The 24886-nt window shown below is 49.4% G+C and carries 24 protein-coding genes; 11 read left to right on the forward strand and 13 right to left on the reverse strand.

Features of this window, described 5'->3' with window-relative positions; genetic code table 11:
• Positions 1-32 precede the first annotated feature (32 nt).
• Together ACSHWX_RS03620 and ACSHWX_RS03625 are read left to right on the forward strand one after the other, a co-directional pair.
• On the forward strand, positions 33-1064 hold the full coding sequence (locus ACSHWX_RS03620) for an NAD(P)/FAD-dependent oxidoreductase (RefSeq protein ID WP_435666824.1): 1032 nt from the start codon (positions 33-35) through the stop codon (positions 1062-1064).
• The gene (locus ACSHWX_RS03625; protein WP_435666825.1) at positions 1064-1396 is read left to right on the forward strand and encodes a 2Fe-2S iron-sulfur cluster-binding protein; all 333 of its coding nucleotides are present in this window, start codon (positions 1064-1066) and stop codon (positions 1394-1396) included. The genes ACSHWX_RS03620 and ACSHWX_RS03625 overlap by 1 nt, the downstream gene beginning before the upstream one ends.
• Positions 1397-1938: 542 nt before the next feature.
• Here the strand turns inward: ACSHWX_RS03625 and ACSHWX_RS03630 are convergent.
• Positions 1939-2631, reverse strand: a complete 693-nt coding sequence (locus ACSHWX_RS03630; RefSeq protein WP_435666826.1) for a hypothetical protein — start codon at positions 2629-2631, stop codon at positions 1939-1941.
• 779 nt (positions 2632-3410) lie between these two features.
• Between ACSHWX_RS03630 and ACSHWX_RS03635 the strand changes: the two genes are divergently transcribed.
• The gene (locus ACSHWX_RS03635; RefSeq protein ID WP_435666827.1) at positions 3411-3917 is read left to right on the forward strand and encodes a hypothetical protein; all 507 of its coding nucleotides are present in this window, start codon (positions 3411-3413) and stop codon (positions 3915-3917) included.
• A 9-nt stretch (positions 3918-3926) separates the two neighbouring features.
• Here ACSHWX_RS03635 and ACSHWX_RS03640 read toward each other — a convergent pair whose 3' ends face one another.
• Positions 3927-5882, reverse strand: a complete 1956-nt coding sequence (locus ACSHWX_RS03640) for a GTP-binding protein (RefSeq protein ID WP_435666828.1) — start codon at positions 5880-5882, stop codon at positions 3927-3929.
• 167 nt (positions 5883-6049) lie between these two features.
• Positions 6050-7240 (reverse strand): MFS transporter, encoded by a 1191-nt coding sequence (locus ACSHWX_RS03645; protein WP_435666829.1) that lies wholly within the window; start codon positions 7238-7240, stop codon positions 6050-6052.
• Between the two features lie 171 nt (positions 7241-7411).
• Between ACSHWX_RS03645 and ACSHWX_RS03650 the strand changes: the two genes are divergently transcribed.
• A complete protein-coding gene (locus ACSHWX_RS03650; protein ID WP_435666830.1) occupies positions 7412-8101 on the forward strand; it encodes a DUF899 domain-containing protein in 690 nt (229 codons plus the stop codon).
• Here the strand turns inward: ACSHWX_RS03650 and ACSHWX_RS03655 are convergent.
• Complete coding sequence (locus ACSHWX_RS03655) at positions 8098-9141, reverse strand: YcjF family protein (RefSeq protein WP_435666831.1); 1044 nt, start codon at positions 9139-9141, stop codon at positions 8098-8100. The genes ACSHWX_RS03650 and ACSHWX_RS03655 overlap by 4 nt on opposite strands.
• On the reverse strand, positions 9138-10583 hold the full coding sequence (locus ACSHWX_RS03660) for a YcjX family protein (protein ID WP_435666832.1): 1446 nt from the start codon (positions 10581-10583) through the stop codon (positions 9138-9140). Before ACSHWX_RS03660 ends, ACSHWX_RS03655 begins: the two co-directional genes overlap by 4 nt.
• 347 nt (positions 10584-10930) lie before the next feature.
• Here ACSHWX_RS03660 and ACSHWX_RS03665 point away from each other — a divergent pair, with 347 nt between their 5' ends.
• On the forward strand, positions 10931-11188 hold the full coding sequence (locus ACSHWX_RS03665) for a YjhX family toxin (protein ID WP_435666833.1): 258 nt from the start codon (positions 10931-10933) through the stop codon (positions 11186-11188).
• Positions 11189-11208: 20 nt separating this feature from the next.
• The gene (locus tag ACSHWX_RS03670; RefSeq protein WP_435666834.1) at positions 11209-11655 is read left to right on the forward strand and encodes a GNAT family N-acetyltransferase; all 447 of its coding nucleotides are present in this window, start codon (positions 11209-11211) and stop codon (positions 11653-11655) included.
• 127 nt (positions 11656-11782) lie between these two features.
• Here the strand turns inward: ACSHWX_RS03670 and ACSHWX_RS03675 are convergent, their stop codons facing one another.
• The gene (locus ACSHWX_RS03675; RefSeq protein ID WP_435666979.1) at positions 11783-12061 is read right to left on the reverse strand and encodes a winged helix-turn-helix transcriptional regulator; all 279 of its coding nucleotides are present in this window, start codon (positions 12059-12061) and stop codon (positions 11783-11785) included.
• A 167-nt stretch (positions 12062-12228) separates the two neighbouring features.
• Between ACSHWX_RS03675 and ACSHWX_RS03680 the strand changes: the two genes are divergently transcribed.
• Together ACSHWX_RS03680 and ACSHWX_RS03685 are read left to right on the forward strand one after the other, a co-directional pair.
• On the forward strand, positions 12229-13122 hold the full coding sequence (locus ACSHWX_RS03680; protein WP_435666835.1) for a DMT family transporter: 894 nt from the start codon (positions 12229-12231) through the stop codon (positions 13120-13122).
• A gap of 194 nt (positions 13123-13316) precedes the next feature.
• Positions 13317-13859 (forward strand): DUF2087 domain-containing protein, encoded by a 543-nt coding sequence (locus ACSHWX_RS03685; protein ID WP_435666836.1) that lies wholly within the window; start codon positions 13317-13319, stop codon positions 13857-13859.
• A 13-nt stretch (positions 13860-13872) separates the two neighbouring features.
• Here the strand turns inward: ACSHWX_RS03685 and ACSHWX_RS03690 are convergent, their stop codons facing one another.
• The 4 genes from ACSHWX_RS03690 to ACSHWX_RS03705 form a co-directional block, all read right to left on the reverse strand.
• Positions 13873-14415 carry a PadR family transcriptional regulator gene (locus tag ACSHWX_RS03690; RefSeq protein WP_435666837.1) on the reverse strand — a complete coding sequence of 181 codons (543 nt, stop codon included), beginning with the start codon at positions 14413-14415 and terminating at the stop codon, positions 13873-13875.
• Between the two features lie 7 nt (positions 14416-14422).
• A complete protein-coding gene (locus ACSHWX_RS03695) occupies positions 14423-15604 on the reverse strand; it encodes an alpha/beta hydrolase family protein (RefSeq protein WP_435666838.1) in 1182 nt (393 codons plus the stop codon).
• A gap of 218 nt (positions 15605-15822) precedes the next feature.
• Positions 15823-16734, reverse strand: coding sequence for a homoserine O-succinyltransferase (locus ACSHWX_RS03700; protein WP_435666839.1), 912 nt, complete (start codon positions 16732-16734; stop codon positions 15823-15825).
• A 91-nt stretch (positions 16735-16825) separates the two neighbouring features.
• A complete protein-coding gene (locus ACSHWX_RS03705; protein WP_435666840.1) occupies positions 16826-17695 on the reverse strand; it encodes an ATPase in 870 nt (289 codons plus the stop codon).
• Between the two features lie 291 nt (positions 17696-17986).
• On the opposite strand from ACSHWX_RS03705, the gene ACSHWX_RS03710 reads away from it, so the two are divergent.
• Genes ACSHWX_RS03710 through ACSHWX_RS03720 form a run of 3 tightly spaced genes read left to right on the forward strand, consistent with a single transcriptional unit; the run spans position 17987 to position 22758 of the window.
• Positions 17987-19348, forward strand: coding sequence for a flagellar hook protein FlgE (locus ACSHWX_RS03710; RefSeq protein WP_435666841.1), 1362 nt, complete (start codon positions 17987-17989; stop codon positions 19346-19348).
• Between the two features lie 47 nt (positions 19349-19395).
• Positions 19396-21243: a flagellar hook-associated protein FlgK gene (gene flgK / locus ACSHWX_RS03715; RefSeq protein WP_435666842.1), complete on the forward strand. Its 1848-nt coding sequence runs from the start codon at positions 19396-19398 to the stop codon at positions 21241-21243.
• A gap of 15 nt (positions 21244-21258) precedes the next feature.
• Positions 21259-22758, forward strand: coding sequence for a hypothetical protein (locus ACSHWX_RS03720; protein ID WP_435666843.1), 1500 nt, complete (start codon positions 21259-21261; stop codon positions 22756-22758).
• A gap of 53 nt (positions 22759-22811) precedes the next feature.
• Here ACSHWX_RS03720 and flaF read toward each other — a convergent pair whose 3' ends face one another.
• The 3 genes from flaF to ACSHWX_RS03735 are packed head-to-tail and all read right to left on the reverse strand — an operon-like array spanning position 22812 to position 24710.
• On the reverse strand, positions 22812-23195 hold the full coding sequence (gene flaF / locus ACSHWX_RS03725; RefSeq protein ID WP_435666844.1) for a flagellar biosynthesis regulator FlaF: 384 nt from the start codon (positions 23193-23195) through the stop codon (positions 22812-22814).
• Positions 23143-23571: a flagellar biosynthesis repressor FlbT gene (gene flbT, locus ACSHWX_RS03730; RefSeq protein ID WP_435666845.1), complete on the reverse strand. Its 429-nt coding sequence runs from the start codon at positions 23569-23571 to the stop codon at positions 23143-23145. The genes flaF and flbT overlap by 53 nt, the downstream gene beginning before the upstream one ends.
• A gap of 29 nt (positions 23572-23600) precedes the next feature.
• Positions 23601-24710 carry a flagellin gene (locus ACSHWX_RS03735; RefSeq protein WP_435666846.1) on the reverse strand — a complete coding sequence of 370 codons (1110 nt, stop codon included), beginning with the start codon at positions 24708-24710 and terminating at the stop codon, positions 23601-23603.
• Positions 24711-24886 lie beyond the last annotated feature (176 nt).

Raw genomic sequence — 24886 nt, forward strand, 5'->3', positions numbered from 1 at the left:
GCCCGCGATAAAATACGAAGAGAGTACGAAAAATGAGCGAGCGTGAGATTGTCACCGACGTGGTGATCATCGGTGCAGGCCCTGTTGGTCTTTTTGCCGTTTTTGAATTGGGTTTGCTGGACATTAAATGCCACCTGATCGATATTTTGGACAAGCCGGGCGGCCAATGTGCCGAGCTTTATCCTGAAAAGCCGATCTATGACATTCCGGGTTTTCCAGAAATTTCTGGCCAAGAACTGACCAATAATTTGTTGGAGCAGGCTGAGCCGTTCGCCCCAACTTACCATTACAATCAAATGGTAACGGCGCTTGAGAAGCAAGCTGACGGGTCTTACATCGTTCAGACCGACGACAACCAAACATTCAAATGTAAGGTTGTGGTTATCGCCGCTGGCGGCGGGTCTTTTCAGCCCAAACGCCCTCCAGTGCCCGGCATTGAAGAATATGAGAACAAGTCTGTGTTCTACGCCGTGCGTCGTCGCGAAGAATTCCGCGACCATGACATCGTAATCGTTGGCGGTGGCGATAGTGCGCTGGACTGGACATTGAACCTTGCTGATATTGCTAAATCTGTAACACTTGTACACCGTCGCGACAGCTTCCGCGCCCATACGGACAGTGTGAATAAGATGCGTGCGCTGGTTGAAGCCGGCAAGATCAAGTTTGAGCTTGGCCAAATTGGCGACCTTGTAGGCGAAAATGGCCAGCTGAGCGCCGTGAACATTAAAAGCAAAGAAGAAGGCGTGAAATCACTGCCTGCTTCGCGCTTGTTGCCGTTCTTTGGCTTGACCATGAAACTAGGGCCGGTAGCTGATTGGGGGCTTAACCTGCATGAAAACCTGATCAATGTGGACACTGAGAAGTTCGCCACATCCGAAGAAGGTATCTATGCGATTGGTGACATCAATCACTATCCCGGTAAGCTTAAATTGATCCTTTCTGGTTTCCATGAGGCGGCATTGATGGCCCATGCAGCGAAGAAAATTATCCATCCGGATCAAAAGGTTGTGTTTCAATACACAACTTCTTCGACCAGCTTGCAGAAGAAGCTTGGGGTAAAATAATGCGCGTTTATGTGACAGATCACGACGGTAAAGAGCACGAACTGGAAGCCCTTGATGGTTGGCGGGTGATGGAAGTCATCCGCGATTGGGAATTGCCCATTAAAGCTGAATGCGGCGGCGCTTGCGCCTGCGCGACCTGTCACGTTTTCGTTGACCCTGAATGGGCAAACAAGCTCCATCCAGCAACGGACGAAGAGGAGGATATGTTGGACACGGTTCCCGATGTTCAGGACAATTCTCGTCTTTCTTGTCAGATACTGATGAGCGATGAATTGGATGGGCTTAAAGTTGCCCTTGCACCAAGTGCTAAACCAGAAGAAAAAGTTGCCTAGTTTTCGCTCACGGTGGTTTTTTTAGCCGCCGTGTTGGTGGCTTTGCTCCTGACCCCCGGCACCCCCGCCGGTAAGTGCTCCTTTGTCGGTGTGAATTTTTCGTTTGCGCCCGAGAAAAGTTGCGCGAAACCGCCCAAGGAATGGCTCACAATTTATACTCGGCCACCCCGGACTTGATCCGGGGTCATTTCGAACTGCCATTGATGGCTTTGCGCCGTTCTCTTTCTCTTGCGCTCGCGCCGCTGTCCCTCGTACCGATCCGTACCCGGAGGGGCACGCCTACTTTTTCTAACCCCCACCCTTAACCCCTCCCCACAAGGGGGAGGGAAACACAAGGTATCAGGGGTCGCTGCACTGTTTTTATATGCCGCCGTTGGTCGCTTCGCTACCAGCCCGGGCACCCCCGCCAATTGGTGCCCCACTTTGAGGCTGCATGACACCGCCACCCATCATCGTCATACTCGGGCTTGACCCGAGTATCCGTTTGGGATTTCAGCGCGGCTTATTGAGGCTTTATCTAGATGATACCAACTCCGCACCTACTATTCGGCAAGTATGTCCAAATCATAATAAATGCTTTGCAACATCTCAGCATAAGCTCCACTGCTGTCAGCATGATACCCCATGAACTGCAAAGTATTTGCTCCCACAGGCAAGGGTCTGAGCATTATCCAATAGCCGTCTGTTGCAGAGGGTGCGACTGAGGGCGCGTTAAATTTCGCTGGTACGCGTTCAAACAGGTTGAAACACTCTTTTGAGCCCATTTTAAAACGCGCGACGTACTCGACATTTCTACCATTTACAAACACCTGCATATGTTTGAACCCTATGCTTGCGACGGCCACTGTATGTTTTGCGACTGCACAACTCATTTCTTCACCAGGTGGTGTGAATGTCAGGGCGTTGATAACAGGGAAAAATATGTGTTTGTTGGCAGGGATTGTGCACTGCCGATGGAGTTGCGCAGAGCCGAATCCACCAGCGAGAAACCAAATTGGGCCACTTTGATTAACACCGCAAAATGTTCCATCCATGTCATGGATTGGGCTGGATGCTTGTTGCATGGAATATGCCCATTCCCACCAATCGTTGACATAATTATGAAGGGGCTTGCCGTAAATTTCTTCTTTGGGCTCAACGACATAGTCGTAGATCGAAAACTCTTTGTCAGCGAGGGCAAGTTGCGGCAGAAAACATAACGATATCGCGAAAATTAGTCGTGTAAAGTTGCCCATTATATACTCCAGTATGACTTAAAAAATTGCAGAAAACACTTTGCTTTCGGCATCCAAAATATAGGCTTGCGAGTAAAATATCCGAAGGCATCCAAGCAAAAGTTAAATTTAATTCAGAAACTCAAATCAAAAGAATCTACGTTAGTAGTGGCTAAATTTTTTGTAGAAAATGCAATGGAGTTTACTACCACTTCTGCGGACAGTTTATCGTGTTTGACTATTCAAGATATAAAACTACCTAACCAGGGATTGCCCCCAAAAAAGCACAAAACTTATCCTCGTCACTAAGGACCATGCCACAATATCTCACCTTTGATAAAAACCGTGCAGGCTGTTGACGAATGGCGGGCGGTGGAAGGCAAACCGCATCAGGCGGGGCGCTGACCAAATCAATGGGGATGGCCGGACCACAAGACGTTAGGGTTCGCACTATTTGGCTTGTCCAGTCCGACACCGAGGGCAGCCGTAAGTCGCTTATTGGGCACTGTTTCCCTCTAGCACCAAATGATCATGGCGATCTTAGCAGTTTTGGTGGAGCGCAGGTAAAGGGGATAGAAGGGTTTAGCTCCCTGGGGCAATTCCAGATTGATGCAAAAGACCATTTGCGCGAGGCGTTTGACGTCTCATTACATTTATACCAAGTGACGAGATTTCAAACGCCTCGCGCCCTGCAATTTTGACCAAACCGGTAGCCATGCTGATCGGTGGTTTAGGCGTGCCAAAAAATGTGATCTAAATGTCGTTTGTCACGTACCAACTTATAAGCATAGGAGACGGTGATGGCGCTTGGTGACTGGGTTGAAGTAAATGACAGAATGCAAAAGGACTATTCTTATGAATTAGTTGCGCCGATGGGTGAGGGGTTTGATTCAAGTTTTACGCCGCACTTCACACCTAAAGAAATGCTCGCCATGGGGGTGTTTGAGGGTAAATATTGCAACGATTGCCGAGACGAATTTCCCGCTGATTGGTTTGAGGGCGCGCGGATATCTGATCGCCCGAACATTGAGATGAACTATTTTGCTATTAAGAGCCGTCAGCCTTTATCTGTTTGGCAGCAAAAGGGATGGATATATGGCCCCGATCCGCGTGGTTGGTTCCAGTGGTATTGCCGCTATTTCATGGGCCGTCGTTTGCCTGAAATTGACCAAAAACAGATCAAACGCTGGCGAGGTTTTGCGCGGCATGCCGGGCAAATTCGGGCGAACTGCGATCCGGGCGACGTCTTTTGCCGCCCCCGCCAACGTCAAGCACTATTGCAATGGGCCTATGATCCGCTGATCTAGCGCCGTTGACTAAGTGACCCCCAGTTTGTGCCGGACGCGGTGCATATATTCTTCGCGGTCGAATGGATTTGGCCCAGTGCGGGTGCGGTGAGGTGGGTTGCCCGACATCGGCGTGAAGTGGCTAAAGCTACATTCCAAAACGCCTTCGCCACCGGTTAAGTTTGGCAATAATTGCTGGATGTTTTGTGTTTGGCCAGCAGCGATCAAGCCTTCCATGATGGTGCTGTTTCCTTTCGGGCGTGAGGTCTGGATCTGCGCGCCAACCTTTGCAATCGCTGGCATGATTGACCCGACTGCGCTCATCGGCAATTCCAAATGAAACAGGTTGATTGGTTCACAAACAACTGGTTCGGCGTGTTGTAATGCTTTGGCAAGTACCAGCGGCGTCAGTTCGCGAAAGTCGGTGGCGGTGGTTGCCGGGGATTGCCATTTCGTGTGGGTGATTGCGACGTGGCAGTCTGCAATTTGCCAACCAAAAACGCCTTGATTTAGGTGTTCGTCGATTGCTGATTCAATCGTGCGGTAAAAACCAGCTGGCATTTGTCCGATGTCAGCTTCTAGCGATATCGCATTGCCGGTGCCTTCGGCGCGGGGTTCCACTCGAAGTCCAACGGCTGCGTAATATGGATTTTGGTCTTCCCCAATCAACTCAATGGCGGTGCTGGTTTTGGTGACGCGCTCGACGCAAATGATGGTGGATTTTTCGAACGCCACGGGAATGTTGAAATCTGCCAGCAACATTTGTTGGATGATTTCTTTTTGTACCTCGCCGTAAAGGGAAACAAAGATTTGTTGGTCTTCATCGCTTTTGCGCAAGTTGATCAGCGGGTCTTGGTCTGCCATCTGGTTGAGGGCCAGCCAGAGATTGCTGGTGTCACTATGGTTGTTCGGCGTTACGCGGGTTTCAAGCGTTGGTGGTGCGAAATGGTGGTTGTTGTTTTGGCTTGCCGCCACACCAATCGTGTCGCCAATTTTGGCTTCGCTAAGGCCTGAAAGCATGGCGATGCGTCCTGCTTCCACAAACTGGACTGGGTGTGTTTTGCCTGCTTCGAACAATTGAATGCCTTTGATGCGGGCTTCGCCGTGGGGCAAAGGGATGATATCTCGGTTGTTGATCTTGCCCGAGGTGATGGATGCATAAGCAACGCGTTCGCCGCCCCAACCACGGTCAATTTTAAAGATTGTGCCAGCAAGTGGCGCTTCGGCGTTGCCAGTTTTGGCGGGCAGTAAGGTTGCGATGGCGTCTTGTATCGCATCAATGCCAGCGCCAGACATGGCGGAGCCGAAGACGATGGGTGTTACATTGCCTAACGCTGTTTGCCGAGCCAGCGCGTGTTTTAAACGCGTGGGGGTGATGCTCTTGGGGTCGGTGATATAATCGGCTAAAAGTTGCTCATCAGGTTCCGAAAGATTTTCGATGAGCTGTTCGCGAAATTGGTTATCGTTAAAGTCAAATGGCGCGTAGCTTGCGGCTTTGGTGCCTGTATTCGCTGGAGCACCCAACGCAATTGGCAAAGGCGCGAGATTGTTGGCAATGTCATTGTACAATGTTCGGCAATCTGCGCCCATACGGTCAACTTTGTTGATAAAAATCATCGTTGGGATGCCAAGGCGCTTTAGCGCACGCATCAGGATGCGGGTTTGAGGCTGAATGCCTTCAACCGCAGAAATAACGAGCACCGCGCCATCAAGCACGTTGAGCACGCGCTCGACTTCGGCGATGAAATCGGGGTGGCCGGGGGTGTCGATCAAGTTGACAGTTAGGTCGTTGATTTCAAACGAAACAACCGCCGCCTTGATCGTGATGCCACGTTGGCGTTCGAGCTCTAACGTGTCGGTTTGGGTGTTACCGCCATCGACAGTGCCAATATTATGAATGACATTTGCCGCAAAAAGCAGGCGTTCTGTGAGACTAGTTTTGCCCGCATCGACGTGGGCGAGTATTCCTAAATTCAAGGTGCGCATGGACCATCATTTTCTCAAGATTAAAGACTAGGTTTCTTGGAAAATTACCGCGCGCCATTGGTGCCTCACTAGGTTGAGTTAGGAACTGACTGCCAAGAACTGGCAGATCATGGATTAAACGCTAGACGAAAAATTTTTGAATAACAATGGGCAAAAAGGGATTGAAACTAGGTGTTGCGTTTCACCAACAGTGTCTCATTGCCTGCTTCCGGGTGGCGGGGGATGAGTTGGGATAGGCCTAGCGATATAACGGCAAAGCCAGCGCCTGCGAAGAACACATAGGCTGGATTGTACAACCATATGATGCCGAAAATTACGGGGATGAATACGGCGGCGATGTGGTTGATGGTGAAGGCGACCGCTGCGGTGGGGGCCATATCGGCGGGGTCGGCGATCTTTTGGAAATAGGTTTTCATGGCAATGGCGAGGGCGAAGAAGAAGTGGTCGATCACATATAGCGAGGCGCCCAAAAACGCGTTGTTGACGAGCGCATAGGAGACAAACACCAAGATCAGCCCGACATATTCAAAAGTTAGGGCGGCGCGTTCGCCAAAGTGGCCAATGGCCGCGCCAATGCGGCGGGCAAATAGCATGTTGAACGTGACATTGATGATGAACAAAAATGCCACTTCATGGACGTGAAAGCCGAACTTTTCGACCATCATCCAGGCCGCGAACACCACAAAAATTTGACGACGTGCTCCGGACATGAAGGTGAGCGCGTAGTAAAGCCAGTAGCGTTTTCTAAGGATCAGTTTTTTGTTCTGAATGACGGGCTGTTTGAACTGCGGGAAGAACAAAATCATGAACAATGTCAGGCCCAGCGTGAGCCCGCCGAAGACATAGAACATTGCGATGTAGGGCAGCGCGAGGACGTTCCAAAGCAAGATCACCAGCCCATAAATCAGCAACTGGCCAAAAGCACTGGCGGCCAAAATTGTGCCCAATTGCTTGGCCGCGGTTGCTTTGGGAAGCCACTGCAATTGCAAACTTTGGTTCATGGTTTCAAAATAGTGGAAACCAAGCGACATGATGAAGGTGGTGATCAACAATCCGGTGACGCTTGGGAACATGCCGGTGATGGCAATGCCGAAGCCGAACACGACCAGAGAGATCAATGCAAAGGTCTGCTCGCGCCATATAAATAAAAAGAACACCGCCGTGAATGCCAAGAAGCCGGGGATTTCGCGCACGGATTGCAACAAGCCCATATCTGCGCCGGTGAAGGCTGCTTGATCATGGGCAAAGTTGTTCAAAATTGCGCTCCACGACGCGAAACCAATCTGAATGGTGATGGCCATCAAGATCAGCATGAAATAGGGCGTGCGGAGTTTTTCAAGGCGGGAAGAATTGATCATGAAAAGGCAGTTACGCCTCAATTTTGGGATCGTCAAGTAGATTAAATAATCGAATGCTTTCTTTATGTCGTTGAAAGAAGAATAAATGTGCGCTGTCGAATTTACCAGTTCTGGTTCGACATGTTGATGGGAGCAAGTTTGATGTTAGTCTAAGTTCTAAGGGAGAGCGCAATGAAACCGAACACAATTGTTGACCGCGCAACATGGGAAAATGAGCGACGAGATCTGTTGGCGCAGGAAAAAGAGTTTACGCAACTAAAGGATGAACTAAGCGCCAAACGCCGCAACATGCCTTGGGTCAAGATTGATCAAGATTACCGGTTTGAAACGGAACGAGGCGAAGAAAGTCTTCTCGACCTATTCGGTGATAAACAGCAATTGCTGATCTATCACTTCATGTATGGGCCAGACTGGAAACAGGGGTGCAAAAGCTGTTCTTTCTGGGCGGACAATTTCAACGGCAATGACGCGCATTTTGGCGCGCGGGACGTGTCCTTCAAGGTGATATCTTTAGCGGCGCTCAGCGTATTTATGCCGTTCAAAAAACGCATGGGCTGGACATTTGACTGGGTGTCATCTGCACCGAGCAGTTTCAACTTTGACTTTCACGTTTCGTTTAAGCCGGATCAAAAAGACAAGCAGTATAATTTCAAGCCGTTTGAAAGTAATGCGGATGAAATGCCGGGCATAAGTGTTTTCGCTCGGGATGGAGATGATGTCTATCATACCTATTCGGCCCACAGTCGCGGCCTGGATTTGATGAATGGCGTTTATAACTTTCTTGATCTCACGCCAAAAGGTCGGGATGAAGACGAGCTTGTCTACGGCATGGAATGGCTAAAGCATAAAGATAGCTATTAGGAGCCTTTTTCGCTCGTTTCATTCTTCGCCAGCTTTAGCAGTTCGGGTAAAAACTCGCTGACGGTGGGCGCTTTGGCGTCAAGAAATGGCAGTGGACGGGTGACGCGCATGGCGGCGATGCCGACGCGCACGGTCATTAGCCCGTTGATCACCCCTTCGCCGAGCTTGGTCGATACGCGTGCGGCGATGCCGTGGCCCAACAGTTGCTGTAAAACGCTGTCACCCAACGCAATGCCGCCGGTTAGAGCCAAATGGCTTAGGATTGCTTTGGAGAGGGTCAAAAACCCGAAAAAGCCCGGACGTGCGCCGTAAAGTGTTGCCACTCGGCGGGAGAGGCGGAAGCTTTCGAAAAGCACAAAGCCAATATCGACGAGGGCGCGGGGGCTGACGCTGGTGACCAGCGCAATACGCCGCGCCGACGAGGCAATCATAGCGCGTGCTTTTCTGTCGAGCGGGTGCTGCAAGCTACGTTCCGCAAAGGGAAGAACATGTTCTGCATCATGAACACCTGGTGCGCCTGCATCATAAACGGCCAACGCGCGTGCGCAGTCCGGCCGTGCGGCGTAAAGCTCACGTATGTCTGCGGCGACATTGCGGGCGTCTTTTAATTTGTGCTGTTCATGGGCCAAAAGCGCGGCGACGCGTAAATGCTCGAGTTTTCGCAAGCGCATCATGCCAAAAATTTCGCGAATGATGAGGGCAACTAGGGCCAAAACCATAATTGCCACGGCACCAAGACCAACCCATCCCAACGCTGGGTAGCGGGCGAACAGGTCGCTTACCAGTCGTTCCAGTGCTAAGCCGGTGCCGAGCGAAACCAAAAATGCAAGGGCTGTCCAAAAGAGCTTTGACCATAGCGAGCGTTTGGGCAAGGCGACTTGTTCTGTTTCAGCCAAGTCCGCATTGAAGTCTGGATTGGCCTCGATTTTGGCCAGTGCCACATCAAACGCCAAAGGAGACCTTTGCGGTTTGGATTTTACCTGTGTTTTTGATTTTTGACTTGGCTGCGCGTCGAGTTCAATTGCTACTGGTTTTTTCATTGTAGCTTATCTCCAATCAAAAACTGGATCGCACGGTCAAGACGAATATGCGGCAATTTTAGATGACCATTTGTATCGGTTTGTGTCGCTGGGGGGCGAAAGCGGAGGAATTTGAGCTGCCCGATATGGGAGGCGTCGGGATCAAAGACAGATTCAGGTTTGTCCGGTAACTCGCCGGGAAATAGGGCTATTTCCTTTTTGCCGTCATAGGTTTTGTCCGAAAGGCTTTCTCCCGTTTGTGGGGTGCCGATTATGGTTTCCAGCATTTCACCTTCATGCTCGACTTGTCCCTCGCGCGTTGCGCGTACCGAAGAAAGCGCAAGAGACGACGTTGCCGCGCCTTTGAACTGCGCATCTTTTGCAGCGTTGGCAACAAGGTGATTTAGGATCATTTCAAGTTGGTTATGGCTTGTGTGATGCAAGTGATCTGCTTTGGTGCTTGCGAACAATATTTTGTCGATTCTGGTCGAAAACAGGGCAGAGAAAATGTTGTTTGATCCGGCGCGGAAACAGCTCAGAATTTCGGCGATGGCGGATTGAAGGTCTTTCACCGCCGCCGGTCCGGCATTTAAGGCAGAGAGGGTATCCACCAGTACAATTTGGCGGTCGATGCGCGCGAAGTGATCCCGAAAGAATGGACGCACGACCAAGTGTTTATAAGCCTCGTATCGCTTTTCCATGGTGGCGTAAAAACTGGTGTTGGGTTTCGCGCCCGATTGTGGGGGCAACGGCGCGAAGCTAAGGGCAGGCGATCCTTCCAAATCACCCGGCATTAAAAACCGGCCCGGGGGCAAGGCAGAAAGAGCGTGGGTATCTTCACGGCAGTCGCTAAGGTAAGCCTTAAATGCAGACGAGAGCTTTTGTGCATCAGCTTCATCAAATTCAGCGCTTGGTTTCACCGCATTAGCGAGGGTTTTCCAGCCACGGGCGATGTCGCGTCGGGCAGGTTCGCTGGCGTTTTCAAATGCCTGCATGGACCATTGAGCATAACTTTTGTTGATCAATGGCAAATCGAGCAGCCATTCGCCCGGGTAATCAACAATGTCGATATGGACTTCTTGTGGTCCGGTGATGTTACCCATCCAAGTTGCACTTTGATATTTTACGGTTAAGCGCAGTTCTGAAATTTGCCGGGTCGACGTGGGCCAATGTCTATCGTTGCCAGTAAGGGCGGCGAGATGTTCCTCATAAGCGAAGCGCGGTATGCCCTGGTTGGGCGACGGGGCGAGTTTGATCCCGATCACCCGACCATTGGCCAGAGGCTTGAAGAGCGGCAAATTGTTGCCTTCGATTAATTGGTGGATCAACGAGGTAATGAATACCGTTTTGCCGGCACGAGATAGTCCCGTAACGCCAAGGCGCAAAGTGGGGGTGAAAATGTTTTGAACATTGTCCACCACATTGTCGAGCGCGATAAGGGTTTCGTCGGCCCAATTGCTCATAAGGTTCTTGTCCTTGCTGCTGCGCTTTGGTCTTGGTCCTAAAGTAGGTATTTTTGACGCAACAGCAAGGGGTTGGCTGCATTTGTGCCCAGGCACGAGTTTATCCATAGTTGCCAGTTTGCAACGGACGAAAATGTTCTTGTCGGTCTACTTGTTGGGCGTTTGGGACTTTGCTAGTGATGTGGAGCGCCTTTATTGCAACCCCGAAGGCGACGGAGATTTGATGTTAGAGAATGCGGTAGCCCGCTAGTTCCTTGTTTGAGGAACATTTGAACCAAAGAAACTGCTCAGGCGTGATGCGCTGAGCAAACTCTTTGTTGTGTTCTCACATCAAATGGATAGCTCCGTTGAATATCTCAAAATACGAACAGCGTGTTTTGCACGTTCTCACGCAAGGTGGAGCCATCCACCACGAACGCAATGAGCACGGCAAAATTCGAAAAATCATCTGCTTTACACGTGACGGTCATGTGCTGACTGATTGCACGCTTAAAGTTTTTATGCGCCTGCGCAAGCGGCGTCTCATCAAGTCGAATAACGGAAAGCCGTACCGCGTCACGCGGTTGGGCGTAGCGTCTGCACGCGCCCAGTTCGACAACAAATAAATGAAATTGGAAATTGAACGATGACTTCAAGTCAATTTGAAATCAGAAAATATGAAGAGCGCGACACCGATGCTTTGATTGGCATATGGCGAACTGCCAATGCGCTCGCGCATCCGTTTTTAGGCGAGGCTTTTGTTCGCCAAGTCGCATCGGATATGCGGACAATGTATTTGCCCAACGCAGAGACATGGGTACTTGAAACGAACAGTCAGCCGATCGGTTTTATTGCGCTACTTGGCAATGAAATTGGCGGGCTGTTTTTGGACCCAGCACAACATGGCAATGGTTACGGCAAAGCAATGACAGACCATGCAGCAAGGTTGAAGGGGCAGTTGATTGTCGAGGTGTTTGAAATGAACAAAATTGGTCGCGCCTTCTACGACCGGTATGGGTTTGTTGAAGTTTCCAGACATTTTCATGAGCAGTCTCAAGAGACTGTGTTGAAAATGGAAACCGCCGCAAAATAGTTGAGTAGTGGGAAGGTGCCATTGATTAGTGCCTTCTCACGCTTTGTTGCTTCCACATAAAGCGGTGTAATAACAAAGCACTACGCGTTAATGATGAGGCGTTGAATCGTGCTGTTCACAGATTGATTCAAGCTGTGTTGCTTAAGTCATTTTTCCAGATGGCCGCCCAATCGCCGAGTGGATCAAGCAGTTTGTATAGCTCTTCGCCTTTAGGGGTGAGTGCGTAGCCCTTTTCGGTTTTTTCGATCAGTCCGACAATTCGCAGTTCTTTCAACCTTGTGTTGAGCACTGTTGGCGACGCGGAGCCGCACCGGGTTTGCAAGTCGCGAAACGTGCGGGGGCCGTCGCTCAAATTCCACAAAACACCCATCGACCATCTGCGCCCCAACAGGTCAAACAGAACCATAATCGGCTCCCCGGTTTTTGACCCACGCACCGCTTGGCCGGGTTTGAATAGTTTTGATAGTTCAGAATTTTGGCCCAATGCAAAACCTCTTGCTACATTTATTGTAGCGCAGTATGCTACATTTAGTGTAGCGTATCAAGCGTGCTTTTTGGGGATGTAAAATCGAAATGATCAACATTTTGCTGTGGCTTTTGCTCGCTGCTGTTTGGAGCTCTTCTTACGCCTTTATCAAAATCGGCGTGGCGACGATCGACCCGATGTTGCTCGTTTTCGGCAGGATGGCGATTGGTGCATTATTGTTGCTGGGCGTTTTGGCCTTCATGCGAAAGTCGCTTTCCAAAGACCTTCAAAGCTGGAAGCTTTATGCCGTGACGGGGATATTGGGAAATGCGCTGCCGTTTTTCCTGATTTCGTTCGGCGAGTTAAATGTGGATAGCAGCTTGGCCGCCATTTTGATGGGGGGTGCGCCAATCGTCACCGTTGTTCTTGCGCATTTTGTGTTGCCCGGCGAGGAACTCACATCACGATCCTCTTGGGGCGTCGTGGTTGGGTTTTCTGGCGTGATTGCCCTGTTTGGGTTTGGCGCACTATCTGCGATTGGCAGCCATATTATGGGGCAATTGGCGTTGGTTGGTGCTGCTGTCTGCTATGCGGCGAACACCATCATCGTCAAGCGCAGTCCTAAAAAACCACCGTTGGAGATGGCGGCAGGCTCTATGCTGGTCGGCGCTGCATGTATCGGTATTGCAAGTTTGGTTTTTGTCGATTTTGGAACGCTGGCGTCGCCCAATACCGAGTCGTTGGTCGCGCTTGTATATCTGGGTGTTTTCCCCACTGCGATGGCGGCGCTGATTTACTTTTTCCTTATTGTGAGATTGGACGCGCGGCACATGTCGCAGATCAATTTTGCGGTGCCTGTGGGTGGTGCGCTGATTGGTGTGCTTTGGTTGGGCGAGCCGTTCGGGCCGACGCGGATATTTGCGCTCCTTATTATTGTGTCAGCCATTATCTTGGTGTCGAGCAAGGGCGCGAAGTCAAGGCAGGCAAAAAGCGCTTTGTGATCACCCACAACAGCTTGCCGTGGCCGCGTTCAGCGTGTTAGCCTGAGGGTGGTCGGCAGAACCAAGGTGTTGCTGTCCCTGAAGTTCAGGGAAACTAAACCTGCCATTACAATCATTGCATTTGATCAGTCATTCAGTGCCATGTCGATAAATCAGCGACCAGCGACGATAAACCGGCCACTAGTGGATGTGATATGTCAAAGCAATCAATCCCGCTTGTCGCGGACGATATTTCTCAATTTTCAAAAGCACTTTCCAAACAATTGGAAGCCAACGAGCAACCGCTGTCGCATGTTCGGCTGTTAAATTTGCTGGCAAAGGCGAATGGGTACAAGAACTACCAACATTTGCACGCTACTTTTAAGGCGCACCAAAGCATCGCAAACGATGTGCCCAACCCGGTGGTTGATTATAAAGTGATCGAACGTTGCCTTAATCAGTTTGATGATCAGGGTGTGTTACAGCGCTGGCCATCTCGCTTAAAAGTGCAAGAAATTTGCATTTGGGTTTTCTGGTCCTTACTGCCTGCGGACACCAATATGGCAGAAAAAAAGGTCAATCAGATATTGAATGCGGCCCATGTTTTTGGAGATGCTGCATTGTTGCGGCGCACGATGATCGGCAAGGGCATGATCAGCCGAAATACTGATGGTTCGGACTATCGCCGAATAGAACAAAAACCAAGTGAGGAAGCGATTGAGCTGATCAAACGGATTGGGCTGCGTCGCCAAAGTTAGAATTGATGTCTGCTTAGTCGAATTGTTGCTGCTGGTAATCGGTGAGAAGCTGTTTGTACCATTGTTTGCCAAACTTAATCGTATCTAGCCCATAACGCATTGTGGCGAGCTGGAAGAACGCGATTTTTCGGTGTGATTTTGGCACCTTGGAAAGGTCTTGAGCGGCAAGCATGGCTTCTAGCATGGCGATCCAGTGGTCGGCTTCGTCAATGTAAAGTTGGATATGTTGGCTGACGTCGCCCTCAATATGGCCAAAATAGAAAAGCCGCAGCATGCTTTCATCTTTGGTTTTGAACACCGCGATGGGTTCGCTTATCCAGGATTGAAAAGCTTCAACGCCGGCTTGGGTTCTGCGATAGACTTTTTTGATGCGTTTTCCGTTCGCTTCTTCGCGAACGGTCACGTATTTTTGCCGTTCAAGCTTTTGCAATGCAGGATGTATGGAGCCGATCGAGGTGTTGTAAAACATCACCGTAGACTGCTCCATCGTCTTTTTTAGGTCGTAAAGGCTGGCATCTTGATAGGCCAAAAGACCCAGTATGATTTTGTCCTGCATTATTGCTTCAATGCTGTTTCATTTGTGTGCCGCTAAGCTTCAGGGATTCTGTTTGATCACGCAAGTGTTGGTTGAAGAATTGAAGCAATGATTGGTTCAGGTTTTCTCGCATCAATTTAGCACCGATTGGTCCGAGTTGGCCGAACCATTTGAGAATGGTGATTTCATTGAGATCGCTAAAATTCATATGCGCTGCGCCCTGAAAAACATACTCACATCCGTTTGTTGCGATGGCGACTTGTTGATTGGCCCAGGAAAAGTCTGATCGAACACCTGCTTGATTGTTGCTATCGCCATAAGCAAAGCAAAAGCTAGCGGTTGGGTTATCGGATAGGGACCACCTAAATACGGGACCATCAAGGTTGAACGCTGCTTTGACGCGGCTATCGTTCATGCCCATATGGGTGGCGACAGCGCCGCCGAAGGAGTGGCCGAAATACCCAACTTTGGCGAGGTCTATGGCGTTTGCGAGTTGGCTTTGTTGTTCACCATTGTTTAGCTCTGGCAGCGCATCAAGCATCAGCTTGTTGTTTTCAATCCAAACTGGAAACTGGTCAACAATATCGGCAAATGCCTCTTGTTGGATTACCTCCATTTTGGTTTTCCATTCATCGAGACTGGTTGTCGCGCGCAATTGGTCGTTGCCAAGTGCTTGCCGGGTGAGAAGTGTTTTCGCTTCTTCCTCTGTGTAGTTGCTCACATCGTCGTTTTTTGTGACGGTTTGTTGGCCATTCTTGCTCAATAGGCTGTGTCCTGGGTGGTTCAATGCAAATATGATGTAACCTTGGCTGGCTAGCTCCAAAATGTTGTGACTGTTCTGGGTCGCATACATGCCGTGACCATGGTTGAAGATCAAAGCAGGATGCTTGCCGGGAGCAACAGGCGCGTCCGTATAGGCAAGCAAAGCGCGTTCATCTGTCATCGCAATAGTAGGTATGCCGAACGATTTGGAGAGCTGTTCAGCCAGATCTTGCGGCATCGCAACAGGTTGCATGTTGGTGGGGGAACTTGCTGGATAGAAAACCTGCGCATCAACCCAGCGTTCACCCTTGGCAATAGTGAGGCGCTGATAACCAACTTGATGCTTGCCGGACGGTGACGGCAATTCCGGCGATAGAACAGACGAGGCAGCGATGAAAGCGATGACAATCAAAAATACTGGGATCGCGACAAACCAAATACGTTTCATGGGAATAGTCCTATTTATATCTATTAGATATGTGTGGATATATGTCTAATAGATATATAAACAAGAGGTGCTAGCCCGTTTTTTTGAACATGTCGGTGCGCATGGCAGAATGAGCCATGTGAATTTGATCAAAACTTTGGGAAGGGAGAGAGTCAAACGTTTGCGGCAATGAACAAACGTTTGGCTATTTTTGCTGGTGAGATTTAGGTGGGGTTTGGCTATTCGCCGATCTCATCCAAATTGTATTTTGTGGTTTGGTAGAGTTGATTGATCCAGTTGCCGAACAGCAAATAAGCGTGGGAACGCCAGCGGTTGAGTGGTTCTTTGGTTATGTCATCATTTGGGAATGTGTTGATGGGTGGTTTGATATCCAATCCCGCATCCTTGTCGCGCAAATACTCTTCGGCCAAAGACCGGTGATCATATTCAAGGTGGTTGAGCATGAAGAGCTGACGGTTTTCTGCGTCGTCCAGGAGGCAAAGGCCAACTTCACTTGAGCTGACCAAGGTTTTTAAGTTTTTTGGAACAGAGGCTTCGTCAATGTCGTTGATCCGCGACACGGGAATGCCAAAATCGTCGGAAAAACCCAAAAGATATTTTGACGCATCCGCAATGGCTTGGTGCCGGTAAACGCCGAATGCCTTTTTGGGGCGACGGAAGCGTTGAACGTTGTGGAAATAGTGCAAGGCGGCTTGTGCGCCCCAGCAAACAAACATGGTTGAATGCACATTGGTGCGGGTCCAATCCATGATTTCTTTCATTTCGTCCCAATAGCCAACATCTTCAAATTCCAAATGCGCGATTGGTGCGCCGGTGATGATGAAACCGTCAAACTTGCGGTGTTTCACTTCGTCCCAAGTTTTGTAAAAACTGAGAAGATGATCCTGAGGTGTGTTTTTGGATTGATGATCGGTGATGCGCACCAGGGTTAGGTCAACTTGCAGCGGGGTGGCGCCGATCAAACGCGCAAACTGGGTTTCAGTGCGCTCTTTGTTTGGCATCAAATTGAGCAAACCGATTTGCAGCGGTCGAATATCTTGCCGGGTGGCGCGATCTTCGTCCATTACCATAACGCCCTCTGCTTCCAGCGTTTTGCGGGCAGGCAGATCATTGGGAATTTTGATGGGCATGGGAATACTCCGGTTTAAGGTTTGCTCTGACGGATCAGAATATGGATATGGATTTTGGGTCGGGGAAAGTTAGGCGGTAAGCGTTAATAACTTAACCGTTGAGGCGGTGTGCAACCGCCATCATCATCATTGCGTCGAAATCTTTGTCGTCGCGAATGGTTTCAAAGTCTCTTGCTTCAACTGTGTAGCCATGTTTGTCAGCAATCGACTGATAAATGGGCAAGCGATGGCGCACAAGCGCTGCAAAGCCCCAAACGGCAAAATCGTCTGGGTCAACATCATTGTCATTCGCAATGTGTTTTTCGGCCTTATATTCGGCCCACGCGCTGTCCAACATATCGGGGCTATAATACATCGGTTTTGGCGCTTTGACAAAGCTTGAAATAAGCCGCTGTTCGTCTTCTTGCGTTCCTCTTATGTAGAGGAGCGCTGTGTTGGCTGTTGCAGCTTGCAAAACAGAGTCGTTCGCGTCGTTTGGATTTAGGACTTCGCAGAATGAGCCGGATGTATCAACGATGAAATGGTTGTAGCCATAAATGTGTTGCGCCCGCTCGATGAAATAGGCTGTGTCTTCAAGCGCTGCAATTTCTGCAACGCGATGCTGGGCTTGCCGGCGTTTATATTCGGCGAATTCGATACCACCTTTATTCGGATCTCCCGGCTTACCAAGGTAAGTTGAGAGTGGCGACAGGTTATGGAATGTGATGTTTGAACCGATAAAGATGCTATCTGAGCGTAACAATTCAGCCAAGAGCGGGTCTTGCATGGCCCGCTGCTTGAAATTGTCGACGATATGCTCGCCCATATAGCGGGTGCCGATGCGGTAATCGACTGAATAGTGGAACCATCCGCAATGCCGCAACTGGCTGGCGACCATTGTTTTGCCGACACCAGACATGCCAAAGGCTGTAACTGCTTTGCGCGGGCTATCTCTGTATTCTTCAGCTGAAGCAAAAAGCATGTGTCACCAAGGGGCAATGCCCCCTCTTACGCGTGGTCGAAACTATATATTGCTCATAACTGAGTTTAAGGGGCCCCGCAAGTCAAGCTGGCCTGGATCGGTCCTTAGTGAAGCTAAGCGCACTTGGTGGGAAAATCTTGCCGCCAGGTGGGCTGAATCTGCCATCTAGTCAGGAATTTTTAGCCATTATATTTCGATATATTGATTAAAAACAGTGACTTAGATAGTTGGCACTGAAATTGCATTCATTTAGGTAATCGAAGCGTATATCGTGTTCTGAAGGAGAATGTAATGGGTATTTATGGTGCGTTAGCTACCGCTGTGACGGGGCTGCAGGCTCAGTCCTTCGCGCTTGAGCATATTTCGGGCAACATCGCGAACTCACAAACGACGGGCTATAAGAGGATTGAAACTGACTTTGTGGATTTGATCCCAGACGCACCTTCTAACCGCCAAATCGCTGGTGCGGTTTTGGCGCAGTCCCGTGCGACAAACGACGTTCAAGGCGACATCACGGTTGCGGATAGAAATACCTATATGGCGATCAATGGCGGAGGGTTTTTTGTTGTTGAGCAAAAAATCGGCGTAAATGATGGCAATGCGGTGTTCGGTGGAACTGATTTTTATACACGTCGGGGCGACTTTGACGTGGATAAAGAAGGATATTTGGTCAACGGGTCGAACGCCTATCTAAAAGGCCTCCCCATTGATAGCAAAACCGGGAACGTGGCGGGTTCGGTGCCTGAGGTGATACAATTGGATAACGCGTTCTTGCCTTCGCAACGAACAGCGATATTCAATTATCAATTGAACCTGCCGCAACTTCCTAAGAACGCAGCTTATGATCCGGTAAATGCGAACTCGGAATTGATTGTGCCCGCTAGCTATACTGGCGGTACGATCGCCACAATTGCTGCAGACGACAACGCATTGTTCTTATCCAATTCGATTGCTGGTGGCGCGATCACTGTTTATGCAGAAAACGGTGCGCCAGCCAACGTGCAGTTGCGTTGGGCAAAAACAGATTCATATGCGAATGGCGGCACGGACAAGTGGAACTTGTTCTATCAGTCTGACGCAGATGCGACGGGTGCGAATGCGCAGTGGACGAACGTCGGAACGACTTACGATTTCGCCACAAATGGTTCGTTGGCACCAGCTATTCCTTCAGTCAGCCTGACAGGTTTGACGATTGACGGGATTACCATTGGTGATGTTTCGTTACAACATGGTTCAAATGGGGTTACCCAGTTTTCGGATGCAAACGGCACCACCGAAGTGACCAAGCTCTCACAAAACGGCTATCCAGCTGGCGAGTTTGTGTCAGTTGAAGTGAACCGTGAAGGCCGGATTGTTGCGAACTACAATAACGGTAAAAAGGTTGAATTGGCGCAGGTTGTCACCGCGCAGTTCAATTCGGAAAATTCACTGCGTCGGCATGATGGGGGGATCTATTCTGCGACCTCAGAGTCTGGTGATGCGATCCTTGATATTGACGGCAACGTGACGGGCGCGGCACTGGAAAGTTCAAATACTGATATTTCTGAAGAATTCACAAAACTTATCGTGACCCAGCAAGCTTATGCGGCGGGCACGAGAATTGTGAAAAGTGCCGATGAAATGCTGCAAGAAGCACTGAATATGGTGCGATAGCATTTCGCTGTTTTTTGAGGATTGAACGAGACCAAATGTAGGTTGATATGGGCTTAAGTGTAACATTAGCGAATGCGCTTGCTGGGATGGATTTGAGCCAGCGTGGCTTGACTGTTGTCTCGCGCAATGTCGCGAACGCTGGTACGCCGGGCTATCACAGACAGAATCTGCAACGCATCGAAGACCTTGGCGTTAGCAGCATAAGCGTGCGTGCGGCAAAAGTGCAGCGTGCATATGTTCAGTCCTTAGAAACACAGACATATCGAGAAATGGGCAAAATGGGAGAAGTCGGCGTCCGCGCCGAGTTCATGAACCAAGTGGACCAATTGTTAGGTAAGCCCGGCAGCATTAATTCGCTGGATACTCAATTGGCAAATCTGAAATCCTCTCTGAAAACCTTAACCACAAGCCCTGAGGACTTTGTATCACGGTCTCAAGTGGTGGACCGCGCTCAGTCAATGGCTGAAACGTTGAACTTTTTGTCCAATTCCACACAGGCGATGCGTTCGCAGACCGAGAGCCAGATGATGGTTTATGTGGCAGAGCTCAATCAAAACCTGTCATCGCTTGAAGATCTAAATCAGGATTTAACAGACACGACGCGTGACAACGAAACACGTCTCAACTTGCTTGATGAACGTGACCGTTTGGTCTTACGCATATCTGAAATGGTCGACGTTAAAGCGCAGTATCGTGACGATGGCTCGGTTGCTTTGCACACGCGTGCCGGCGTTGGGCTTTTGGATGCCAGGGCCGCGCAATTCGAGTTTGAAAGTGCGGGAAACCTATCTGCGAATGCGCGTTATGACCGGGACGACAGTAAATCTGGTGTTGGCGAACTAAGTGTTGTCACTCCATCTGGGTTGAAGATGGATGTGGTTGAATATGGCATAATGAACAGCGGCAAATTGCAGGGCCTCCTTGATCTGCGCGATAAAACGCTCGTCAATTTGCAGGATCAACTGGATGAGGTTGCTGCAAGTATCGCTCAGGTGATGAGCACCATAGAAACCAAGGGAACAGCCGTTTCAAGTGGTGGTGCAGATGGGTATGATATTGACGTCGCTGACATACAGGTCGGCAATTATTTCACCATAGAATATGAAGAAGGTGGCACGACCAAAAAGGTCAATGTTTTACGTGTTGACGATGCCTCAAAACTACCGATGGACAGCACGGCTTCTAACGGAGATCGCACAATTGGCCTGGACTTTTCAGGCGGTATTGGACCTGTTGCGGCCTCGTTAAACGCGTCGCTTGGTGCTGCGGTTACCGTAAGCAATCCTGCGGGCACCACAATTCGAGTGTTGGATGACGGTGCGGGCAACACGACAAACATAAATAGCGTCAATTCGTTTCACACCGTAACAGCAGATCAGGGTGCGGGTGCAGCACTCTCCCTATTTGTAGATGTTGGCGGCACATCGTTTACGAATTCGCTCGATGGCAAAACGCAAAAACGTGGGTTTGCAGCACGAATTTCACTGAATCAGAATATTGTGGCTGATGCGACATTGTTGGTAAAATATGAAACGACAACTTCCGTTGGCGACGCGAAGCGAGCCAACCATTTTGTCGATCAACTCAACAATATGCAGTTTTTGACAGAAACTGGCTCGGATTTACACGGTGGCAAACTTCGAATTGCAGGCAGCGTCGACAATGTTTTGCAGCAGGTTTTGAACTATCAGGGCAATGTTGTTTCGGCGGCCAACCAAGTTCAAGCTAGCCAAAAAGTTGTGATGGATACGCTTGAGGCACGGGCAAAAGAAGAATATGGCGTGGATATTGACCGAGAAATGGCCACGCTTTTGGAATTACAAAGTGCATATGCTGCGAATGCGCGGGTTGTTACGATCGCCAAGGAATTGGTCGACGTCCTGATGCAGATTTAGTGGGTAGGACAAATTATGAATATTAATAATGCAATGTTTCCAGCCTCATTTAATTACCGCTCGATCGCAAATTTGCGTTCGGACTTAAGCAATTTGCAACAACAACTCTCGAGCGGCAATAAAGCTCAATCACTTTCCGAACTCGGCAGTGACAGGGTGGTGAATATCACTTTGCGCTCACGTTTAACGGGGATCACCGCATTCAAACAGAATATTGATTTGGTCGATATCCGCATCAATATGATGAATGACATGGTGAAGCGCGTTGATGAAATTGAAAGCGAAGCGCGTTCATCCGCTCAGCAAGGTTCATATGAGATCAATGGCGTCAATATGACGGCTGCCCAATATCTTGCGGAAGCAAGAATGTCGGAAATGATTGACGTATTGAACACGGATTTGAATGGCCGACACTTGTTTGGCGGCAATAAAACCGAAGATAAACCGATCAAAGGCATGGATGCCATTATGAACGGTGAAAATGGGAAAGCAGGCTTCCGTACAGTTTTGTCCCAAAGGAAAGAAGCCGATTTGGGCGCAACTTCCATGGGGCGTCTTACGACCGGGATTGCGGGAACGACAGTTTCGTTTGCCGAAGATGGCACGCATCCGTTTGGCTTTAAAATTGATGCCTTATCGTCTGATGGTGCAGCTACAACTTTGACGGGGCCAGCAGGCGCCCCACCATCAGCTTCGGTGCAATTTACCGGTATCCCATCCGATAATGAGCGGATTATGATTTCGCTTGATATGCCAGACGGGCGAACAATTTCAGTTGAGATGAAGGCAACGGCTGAAGCGCCAACAAAGGCCGGGGAATTTCAAATTGGCGGATCTGTAGCAGCAACGGCAGCGAACTTTAAAACTGCGCTAGATACAAAGATCGGCGAATTGGCCGTGACGGATTTGACGGCAGCATCTGCGTTCGCGGCATCGGATAATTTCTTTGCGATGAACGGTGAAACCGCGCAACGTGTCGACGGTCCTCCATATAACACGGCTACAGCTTTGGTTGCTGCAACGGATGCAGATACGGTGACGTGGTACACGGGTCAAAGCGCAACAGACCCTCGCAAATCAGTGGATGCGCGCGTTGATAATTCAACCAAAGTTTCATATGGGGTTCAAGCAAACGAAGCAGGGCCCACACGTCTTATTCGTTCGCTGGCGGTTTTTGCTGCAGAAGGCTTCTCGGCGACTGATCCCAACGCAAAAGCAAAATATCAGGCCTTGAACCAATCTGTGAGTGAACGCCTAGCCGAATCTCACAATTCCGAAGAGGGGTCACTAGAAGTGATCCAAATGGAATTGGGTTTGGTAAAAACAACTAATGGACGGGTGAAAGAGCGGCAAAAGCAGCAAGAATCAATGCTTCAGGGCATGTTGACCGCTATCGAAAAAGCGCCCATCGAAGAAGTTGCGATGAAAATTTTGGCGCTGCAGACGCGGATGCAAGCGAGCTTTCAAACGACGGCAATGGTAAGTAGATTGTCTTTGGTCAACTACGTTCAGTAATTGGAATTTTGGCGCTTTAGCGCCAAAATAGGAGAGATCCCAAGTTTATAAAATTATTCTTGGGCGTTTTGCATTTGCGTGCGAAGACCTGCAGCTAGCTCTTGGTTGATATTGACCAAAACGCTCAACTTGCTTGGCTCGGGTCGTGCAAGAGTTTGAACTGTCTGATTCATCACAAAGATGCCCAAGTTGGCGACATTTTGCTTGATCGCAACAGGAAGCGGATTTTCATCTTTGGTAACAGAGGTTAGAAAAACAGTCCAAAGCTTACGATTGTAGGTGAGGGCACCTTCAAGTTCGCTCTTTTTATTTTCCCAATCATCATGAATACGCTGCAGCTGAGCCGCGGATTTTGAAAGCAATATTGCTTCCAGCTCACGGGGGTTAGCTGTTTTCTTGGCTGTCTGTTGGTATGCTGCTGCCGCCTGTTGTTGCATTACTTAACAACTCCCGTTCGTACTCAATAAGCTTCTTAGCCTTTTTCATAGCTTTGTACAGCGAACCGGTTAATATCTCATTATTGACCTCATCAACAATGGCAACTGTTGACGGTGCTGCGCGTACAAAGTCATTCACCAACGTGAAATATTCGGCCTGTACTTTTTCCACATCATCCTCGAGATACATAAGTTGTATGGCGAAGTAGACCCGTTTTGCCGGGCTGTCAGCAGTTTCAAATGTAAGAATGTCTTTTTCACGTAAAATCGGTGAACGTCCCGAAACATAAAAACGCGTTCGCTGATCGGCATTGGTGATTACGCAATCACCAATGATCAGTTTTTCGTTAGGTTTGAGTTCAACCTTGAGCGCCATAATTTACCCTTAGAAACGAGTGCTTGGTTCTACTGGAACAATCGTAGCACGTTTTGATCTGCTTGCGATGCCATGGAGAGGGCCGTGGACGATAATTGTTGTCGGGTTTGCAGCGCCAGCATATTCGCCCCTTCTTCGTTACTATCCGCCAACGTCAACATATCAGCCCCAATTGTGAGGGTGTTGATCATGGATTTTGTAAAGCTAGAGCGGTTTTCAACAACTGTGAGGTTGGTGCCGAACGTGGATGCTTGGCCCCTCAGGGTGCTCAATGATTTCGTGATGGCCGACAAAGTGCTGCCAACAGATGTATCAAGATCAAAGTCGCCTTGCACATATCCCGCACCGGTCACCGCCGTCATGTTCGCGGTCGAGTTTGTATCGTCCAGCGTAAAGTCACCACCGGCGGCGGTGATTGTCATCGTTGTGCCGTCGCTTGAAGCTGTTACGTCGGGCAGGGCGTTTAGTGCGGACATAATTTCCGCAGCGGTGGCCGCCGCGCCATAAGGGATTGTGTGGACTTTTCCGCCAACTGTCAGCGTTAAAGTATCATCGGTTTCGCGCCCGGCAATTAGGTTCGCTTCTGTTACGGTGCCGGTTGAAATTGTGCCTGCCGTTAAGTCCGGCAAGCCCATCAAACCTGAGGTTTCGGTGAGGTCGACGGCCTGAATATCTAAGCGTGAAGATCCGTCTTCATTGAAAGCAACCTGCAAATCATTGCCAAGTCCGGCCAGTAGATTTTTACCCGAATAGCCGGCGTCCTTTGCGATGGTCTCAATTTGGTTGAGCAGTTCGTTATACTCAACGGCATATTTTTGACGCTCTGTAATCAGTGAAGATTGCTGGGCCTGATTGGCCTTAGCCTTGGCCGCTTCGACCAGTTTCACGATTGAGGTCATGCCGTCGTCAGCCGCTTTGATGGTTTGAACGGCTTGGCCCATTGAATCGAGTAAAGTCGATAAGTCTTTGGATCTGTTGTTTAATCCTTGGGAGGTAAAGAATGAATTCGGGTTATCCAGTGCCGAATTCACCTTTTTGCCTGTGGCCAAACGGTTTTGTGTGCGTCCCAAAAGATCCGCCGTATTTTGCAACGACAAAAGGTTCTGTCTTACGGATTGGGAGAGGGTAATGTCTGACATGGCAAACCATCCTGGCTAAAAGTTAACAATTCTTGTACTTGATTCTTCAATGACAATGAATTGTTAACCTTACCGAAAGGTTAACGCGCGTTTTGGATGGTGCCAAATTGGGACAATGGTGGGCGAAAGCTGTGCATAAAAAAACGGCCCGTTCCCACGGGCCGTTTTCTGGCTGA

The organism is Maritalea sp. (genome assembly GCF_051251695.1).
In the GTDB taxonomy this organism is placed as follows: Bacteria; Pseudomonadota; Alphaproteobacteria; order Rhizobiales; family Devosiaceae; genus Maritalea.